At 69.9% G+C, this 7194-nt stretch carries 7 protein-coding genes and 2 pseudogenes; 3 read left to right on the forward strand and 6 right to left on the reverse strand.

Translation table 11 applies throughout. The features are described 5' to 3' along the window. Both GH736_RS14010 and GH736_RS14015 read right to left on the reverse strand, forming a co-directional pair. On the reverse strand, nucleotides 1-312 hold a 312-nt coding region (locus tag GH736_RS14010), incomplete at its 3' end, for a DUF3151 family protein (RefSeq protein WP_159604317.1). 130 nt (nucleotides 313-442) lie between these two features. After that, nucleotides 443-1900, reverse strand: coding sequence for a S8 family peptidase (locus tag GH736_RS14015; protein WP_159604320.1), 1458 nt, complete (start codon nucleotides 1898-1900; stop codon nucleotides 443-445). A gap of 166 nt (nucleotides 1901-2066) precedes the next feature. On the opposite strand from GH736_RS14015, the gene argG reads away from it, so the two are divergent. From argG to GH736_RS14030, 3 genes are all read left to right on the forward strand, one after another. Then, entirely contained in the window at nucleotides 2067-3494 is a 1428-nt protein-coding gene (gene argG, locus GH736_RS14020) for an argininosuccinate synthase (RefSeq protein WP_159604322.1), read from the forward strand. A gap of 180 nt (nucleotides 3495-3674) precedes the next feature. Continuing rightward, complete coding sequence (gene cls, locus GH736_RS14025) at nucleotides 3675-5147, forward strand: cardiolipin synthase (RefSeq protein ID WP_159604324.1); 1473 nt, start codon at nucleotides 3675-3677, stop codon at nucleotides 5145-5147. Nucleotides 5148-5174: 27 nt separating this feature from the next. Beyond that, nucleotides 5175-5843 (forward strand): GAP family protein, encoded by a 669-nt coding sequence (locus GH736_RS14030; protein ID WP_159604326.1) that lies wholly within the window; start codon nucleotides 5175-5177, stop codon nucleotides 5841-5843. A gap of 30 nt (nucleotides 5844-5873) precedes the next feature. Here the strand turns inward: GH736_RS14030 and GH736_RS24355 are convergent, their stop codons facing one another. From GH736_RS24355 to GH736_RS25075, 4 genes and pseudogenes are all read right to left on the reverse strand, one after another. Continuing rightward, nucleotides 5874-6218 carry a hypothetical protein gene (locus GH736_RS24355; RefSeq protein ID WP_162529563.1) on the reverse strand — a complete coding sequence of 115 codons (345 nt, stop codon included), beginning with the start codon at nucleotides 6216-6218 and terminating at the stop codon, nucleotides 5874-5876. Between the two features lie 73 nt (nucleotides 6219-6291). Beyond that, nucleotides 6292-6441 (reverse strand): annotated as a pseudogene (locus GH736_RS25070) (winged helix-turn-helix transcriptional regulator); the annotation flags it as partial. Nucleotides 6442-6448: 7 nt separating this feature from the next. After that, entirely contained in the window at nucleotides 6449-6913 is a 465-nt protein-coding gene (locus GH736_RS14040) for a VOC family protein (RefSeq protein ID WP_159604328.1), read from the reverse strand. A gap of 124 nt (nucleotides 6914-7037) precedes the next feature. Further along, nucleotides 7038-7194 (reverse strand): annotated as a pseudogene (locus GH736_RS25075) (ABC transporter permease); the annotation flags it as partial.

Below are 7194 nucleotides of genomic sequence, written 5' to 3' on the forward strand. Positions count from 1 at the left end.
CGCATCGAGCGCCCTGAGGTAGGCGCGGTTGGGCTCGTCGGACCAGCTCACGGCGCCGCCCGGCTGCCAGCCGGCGGCCGTGAGCTGCTCGCGGGCGAGGTCGACGGCGACGGCCGCGTATGCGAACGCGTCGATGGAGTGGCCCTCGGAGTCGGCCAGGTCGGCCAGTTCGGCCCACGCGAGAGGTGACGACGGATGCCCCGACACGACCGACGCGACGGATGCGCGATCGGCTTCGGCGAGCGCCTGCCGCACCTCGGGTTCATCGGCGAGTGACGCCTCGCCCTCGGGTGCTGATTGGTCTGCGGTCACACTCAACCTTAGCGCGAGGCCCTCCGGCGGCCCACGAGCCGACGAACCGAGCCGCCGTATCCGGAGGCCGGCATGCACGAGGGGCCGGACCTCTCGGCCCGGCCCCTCGCCGCGTCATCCGCTCAGTCGGCTACTGCACGACGTTCAGCGCGTTGACGTTGCCCGCTCCGTAGAAGGAGTTGCGCGCGCCACCCGTGCACGTGGCCGGGAAGCCGGGCCGCGGCTCGTAGACGCCCACCGGGCAGGCCAGCGGGGTCGCCGTGCGCTCGAGGAACGAGGCGAGCTGCCCGGGGTTCATGCCCGGGTGTGCCGACAGGGCGAGCGCCGCGACACCGGCCGCGTGCGGGCCCGCCATCGAGGTGCCCTGCTTGTAGCCCCATCCGTTCCCGGTGACCGGGCTCCACGTGGTCGAGAGGATGCCGTCGGTGAGCGTCGACGCGGCGCCGCCGGTGCGGAACCGCGTGTCACCGCCGGGAGCCGTCACGTCGACGACGCCCTGGCCGTATGACGAGTAGTAGCTCTTCTGCTCGGTCGGGCCGACCGCCGACACCGTCACGACGCCGGCCGCCTCCGCCGGCAGGTCACGGCACGCACCGGTGACGGTGCGATCCTCGATGGGGTAGCTGCCGTCGTTGGGGCTGGAGGAGTCGACGAACTTGTGCTGGAGGTCGACGTTGCTGTTGCCCGCCGAGGCGACCGTCAGGGTGCCCTGCGCCGACGAGTACCGCAGCGCCCGCTGCACGGCCTGCCAGACCGGACGCTGGCGCGGGTCGTTCACGCAGTTGAACTCCCACGGGTCGATGAAGTAGCTGTTGTTCGTGATCGGCATGCCGTGGTCGGCCGCCCAGAGGTACGCGCAGACCGCGGCCTCGGGGTAGATGAAGCCGTCGTCGTCGACGACCTTGACGGAGGCGACCTTCACGCCCGGCGCGACACCGGCGATGCCCACACCGTTGATGGCGCCCGCGATGGTGCCTGCGACGTGGGTTCCGTGATCGGAGGTCGTCGGGCTCCACGCCGCGACGCTCGTGTCGACCACGCCGCCGATGCACGAGGCGCTCTGGTCGAACGCGATCTGCGACGCGAGGTCGGGGTGCGTCGGCGAGATGCCGGAGTCGAGCACGCCGACGACGATCGACGGGTCACCCGTCGTGATGGCGTGCGCGGCGGGCACGTCGATCTGCGCCATGTCCCACTGCGAGCTCCACAGCGGCTCCTGCGTGGGGTCGCCCGTGGCCTCGGCGGTCGCGGAGCCGACGACGTCGCCCGCCTCGTCATCGATGAGCGTCGTGCCGAGCCCATCGGTCGTGGCGACGGACTCGACGCCCGAGCCGGCCGCCGCGGCGGCGAAGCGGGTGTTCGTCGACTTCGCGACGAGCACGCCGATCTGGTCGTAGGCGGCGACGACGGTGCCGCCCGCTGCGGCCACGCGGGCCGCGGCCTTCGCCGTGCTCTTGCCCTGGGGCGCGAGCACGAGGTAGGTGGATTCGGGCCCGGATGCGGCTGCTGCCGGTGCGACCGCGGCGCCCATCAGGCCGATGGCGATGGCCACGGCGGATGCCGCGCCGATCACCCTGTGCTTCTGCATGCGTGTTGCTCCTTCGTGTGGAGTGCACCGCCGACCGTGGGTCGGTCGGCGGCCCGGACCGTCCAGTGGATGCGACGACGGCGACGTCGATGGTGCCGCGCGACCGGTGGCGCGAGTCTATTGGCGGCGTCGTCGCCGGGGAAGAGGCGCAAGTAGGCTGGTGGGCATGTCGAAAGTCCTCTCCAGCCTGCCCGTCGGCGAACGCGTCGGCATCGCCTTCTCCGGCGGCCTCGACACTTCGGTGGCGGTCGCGTGGATGCGCGAGAAGGGCGCGGTGCCCTGCACGTACACGGCCGACATCGGCCAGTACGACGAGCCCGACATCGCCGCGGTGCCCGAGCGCGCGAAGGAGTACGGCGCCGAGATCGCCCGCCACGTCGACGCGAAGGCCCCGCTCGTCGAGGAGGGCCTCGTCGCGCTGCAGTGCGGCGCGTTCCACATCCGCTCGGGCGGCAAGACCTACTTCAACACCACGCCGCTCGGCCGGGCCGTGACGGGCACGCTCCTCGTGCGCGCCATGAAGGAGGACGGCGTCGACATCTGGGGCGACGGCTCGACCTACAAGGGCAACGACATCGAGCGGTTCTACCGCTACGGCCTCATGGCCAACCCGCGCCTGCGCATCTACAAGCCGTGGCTCGACGCGGCGTTCGTGACCGAGCTCGGCGGCCGCAAGGAGATGAGCGAGTGGCTCGTCGCCCGCGGCTTCCCCTATCGCGACGCCACCGAGAAGGCCTACTCGACCGACGCGAACATCTGGGGCGCGACCCACGAGGCGAAGCGCCTCGAGGAGCTCGACGCCGGACTCGACATCGTCGAGCCCATCATGGGCGTCGCCGCCTGGCGCGACGACGTCGAGGTGGCCACCGAGGAGGTGTCGGTGCGGTTCGAAGCCGGCCGCCCGGTCGCCATCAACGGCGCCGAATTCGCCGACGCCGTGGCCCTCGTCTACGAGGCGAACGCGATCGGCGGGCGCCACGGCCTGGGCGTCTCCGACCAGATCGAGAACCGCATCATCGAGGCGAAGAGCCGCGGCATCTACGAGGCGCCGGGCATGGCGCTCCTCCACATCGCGTACGAGCGCCTGCTCAACGCGATCCACAACGAGGACACCATCGCCAACTACCACGCCGAAGGCCGCCGGCTCGGTCGCCTCATGTACGAGGGCCGCTGGCTCGACCCGCAGTCGCTGATGCTGCGCGAGTCCATCCAGCGCTGGGTCGGCTCGGCCGTCACCGGCGAGGTCACCCTCCGCCTGCGTCGTGGCGACGACTACACGATCCTGAACACCGAGGGTCCCGCGCTCAGCTACCACCCCGAGAAGCTGTCGATGGAGCGCGTCGGCGACGCGGCCTTCGGCCCCGAGGACCGCATCGGCCAGCTGACCATGCGCAACCTCGACATCGCCGACTCGCGGGCCCGGCTCGAGCAGTACGCGCTGCAGGGCATCGTGGGCGGCGCGACGGCCGAGCTCGTGGGCGACCTCGAGGCCGGCGAGTCCACCGCGATCACCGCGGGCGAGGTCGAGACCGAGCTCGAGGCGGCGACGGATGCCGCGAACGAGGCCGCGGCCTTCGACCTCGGCACCGACTGACGGGCGACGTCCCCGGCGACGCGCCCCATCCCCGGCGCGGCAGGTCTTTGACGGCCGCGACGCCGGTGCCATACTCAGACGACCGACCGGTCGCCTGAGCGAGGCGGGCGGCGAGAGCGACCGTACTGGGGAGGGCGCCATGGCCGGTGCTGCAGCGGCACATCGAACGAGCGGGCGGTCGTGAGCGCCGAGACCGCGACCATCATCGGATGGGTGCTCGTGGCGGCGGATTTCGTCATCCGCATCACGGCGCTCATCATCATCCCGCGCGATCGCAAGCCGACGGCGGCGATGGCCTGGCTGCTCGCGATCTTCCTCATCCCGTTCGTCGGGATCCTGCTGTTCCTGCTGATCGGCAACGTGAAGCTGCCGAAGAAGTGGCGGGTGCGGCAGACGGAGGTGAACCGGCTGATCAGCGAGCGCGCCGAGGGCGTCGACCTGGCGCCCGACCGGTCGCAGTGGCCCACGTGGTTCGCCACGATCACCGAGCAGAACCGGCGGCTCGGCGCGCTGCCCGTGATCGGCGGCAACCGGGCGACGCTGATCGGCGACTACCAGGCGTCGATCGACGCCATGACCGCCGACATCGAGACGGCCGAGCGCTACGTGCACGTCGAGTTCTTCATCGTGTCGCTCGACGTGACGACGAAGGAGTTCTTCGCGGCCATGGAGCGTGCCACCCAGCGGGGCGTCACGGTGCGCGTGCTGCTCGATCACATCTCGACGGGTCGATCGGCCACGCACAAGGCGACGTACGCCGAGCTCGACCGCATCGGCGCCAAGTGGAGCTTCATGCTTCCCGTGCAGCCGTTCAAGGGCAAGTTCCAGCGCCCCGACCTCCGCAACCACCGCAAGATCGTCGTCGTCGACGGGCGCGTCGGCTACACGGGCTCGCAGAACCTCATCGACCGCAGTTACAACTCGAAGAGCAACCTCAAGCGCGGCCTGCAGTGGCAGGAGCTCGTGGCGCGCGTCACCGGACCGACGGTGACGGCGCTCAACGCCGTGTTCATGTCGGACTGGTATGCCGAGACCGACGAGCTCCTCGCCGACGATGAGAACGTGCGCGCCACTGCGATCCCGTTCGACCGCTCGCCCGACGCCCTCGACTGCCAGATCCTCCCCAGCGGTCCGGCGTTCGACGGCGAGAACAACCTGCGCCTCTTCCTGTCGCTCGTGAACTCGGCGCAGGAGCGCGTGATCATCACGAGCCCCTACTTCGTGCCCGACGAGGCGATGATGTACGCGATCACCTCAGCGCGGCTGCGCGGCCTCGACGTGCAGCTCTTCGTCTCGGAGATCGGCGACCAGGGTTCGGTCTGGCACGCGCAGCGGTCGTATTACGGGGCCCTGCTGCGCGCGGGCGTGCAGATCTGGCTCTACCCCGGGCCGTACATCCTGCACGCGAAGCACCTGTCGATCGACGACGACGTGGCGGTGATCGGCTCGAGCAACATGGACATCCGCTCGTTCAACCTGAACTTCGAGGTGATCATGCTGGTGCGCGGGGCGTCGTTCGTCGCGGACATGCGCGAGGTCGAGGCGGGCTACCGGGCCGTCGGCCGCCAGCTGACCCTCGAGGAGTGGGAGCGCGAGCCCGCCTCGGCGACGTTCCTCGACGGCATCGCCCGCCTCACGTCGGCGCTCCAGTAGCCGAGTCACGAGCAGGAGGACGAGCGGATGCTGCAGGCAATCGGCCACATCCTGCCGATCGCGCTCGCCGTGGCGATCAGCTCGGTGCCGATCATGGCGACCATCGTCATCCTCCTGTCACCCAAGGGCGCGCAGACGGCCCTGCCGTTCCTGATCGGCTGGGTGCTCGGCATGGCGACGATGGTGACGATCTTCACGGTCGGCGCGCACGCGATCCCGTCCCCGCGTTCCGACCGCCGGCCCGATACCGCGATCGCGACCGCCGAGATCCTCGTGGGTGCCGCGCTCGTCGTGATCGCGATCATCGAGTGGCGCCGTGCCATGCGCCATCCGTCCGACGCGATGCCGAAGTGGCTCGAGTCCGTCGACAAGCTGGGTCCGTGGAGCGCGTTCGGCATCGCCTTCGCGCTGAACGCCCGCCCGAAGGGGCTGCTCCTCGCGATCGCCGCCGGCCTCGCCATCCGCGCCCCCGACCTCTCGGTCGGCGAGGCAGCGATCGTCATCGCGATCTACACGGTAATCGGTGCCTCGACCGTGGTGGTGCCGATCATCCTCGCGCTCTTCGACCCCAAGGGCATGCAACCGCGGCTCGTCGCGATGAAGGACTGGATCAGCAGGAACCAGGCCACGGTGACCGCCCTGATCTTCATCCTCATCGGCGTGTTCATCATCGGAACAGGGCTGGCCGGGCTCTGATCGCCGCACCGGCCGCCCGAGCCGTGCGGCTCAGCCGAGGCCGCCGCCACCTCCGACGCATCCTCGCGCGGCGAATGCGGCGTCGCCCCGACCCTCGAACCAGGTCGGCGTGCCGTGGTCGTCATACCAGAAACCGGGGTACACGTCCTCGAGGTCCTGGTGCTTCTCGTGCGCGCGCACGACCGCGACCTTGTCGGTCTCGATGAACACGAACGGGTTCTTCTCGCTGTGCGTCGCATGGCAGTACGGCACCCGGTGGTCGCCGTCGACCGGTGAGGTCGCGTTGGCGGCCATGCCTCCGCCGAGGACGGCGAGGGCAACGAACGGCGCGGCGGCGAGGCCGGCGACGAGGCGTGTGGTGGAGGTTCTGGACATCGGAGGTGTCTCCTCTCGGTTTCGAGACCTCGCCAGCCAAGCACCGGGCGCGATTCGGCCACAAGAGCAATCCTCGGGGCAGGCTCGCCTTGAGGTCGCCGTATCGGCGCGCGCCGACGAGCAGGTCGCGGACGATGAGCAGTGCCCACCGCTCCCCGACCCGCTCGACGGCGCGGGCGACGCCGCTGTACTGGCCGAAGCCCCGAGCGGCGCGAGTGGCCATGCGACGCTCAGGCCGACGGCGACGCCGACGAGGCGCCGGCGCCCTGCTCGGCCAGGTACGCCTCTGGGCCCATCTCGGCCGCGGCGGGCTCCATGAACAGGAACGAGAGGTTGTTGCCGTCGGGGTCGTCGAGGTCGCGCGAGTACATGAAGCCGTAGTCCTGCGCCTCACGCGGCTCGGTGCCGCCCGCGGCGAGGCCCTTCTCGAGGATCTCGTCGACGGCCTCGCGTGACTCGCGGGTGAGCGCGATCGAGACCTGGGCCTGGGTCGCCGGGTCGACGACCTGCTTGTCGGTGAACGTGCTGAAGTACTCGCGGGTGAGCACCATGAAGTACACGTTCTCGTCGAGCACGACGCACGCCGCGTTCTCGTCGGTGAAGTTGGGGTTGATGGTGTACCCGAGCGCCTCGTAGAACGCCTTGGCGCGCTCGAGGTCGGTCGTGGTGAGGTTCACGAAGATGTTGGTGGTCATGTCCTGCTCCAGTGTCGGATCGGTGGATACCGGGTGTACGACGCCTAGCTTGCTCTTTGCAAGTGAACTTGTCAATAGCAAGTAAACGGATGCCGCGGCCCGCCGCTCAGCGCACCGCGCTGCGCCGCACGAGCAGGGCGAGGTGCAATGCGGTCAGCGCCTCGATGACGCGCTGCAGCCACTCGGGGTAGACGGTGATCGGGTAGAACGTGGCCGAGAACAGGAACATCGGCAGCATCACGAAGTTGATCCAGTCCATCTGCTGGAACGACTTCATGTAG

Source organism: Agromyces humi (assembly GCF_009720255.1).
Classification (GTDB): domain Bacteria; phylum Actinomycetota; class Actinomycetes; order Actinomycetales; family Microbacteriaceae; genus Agromyces; species Agromyces humi.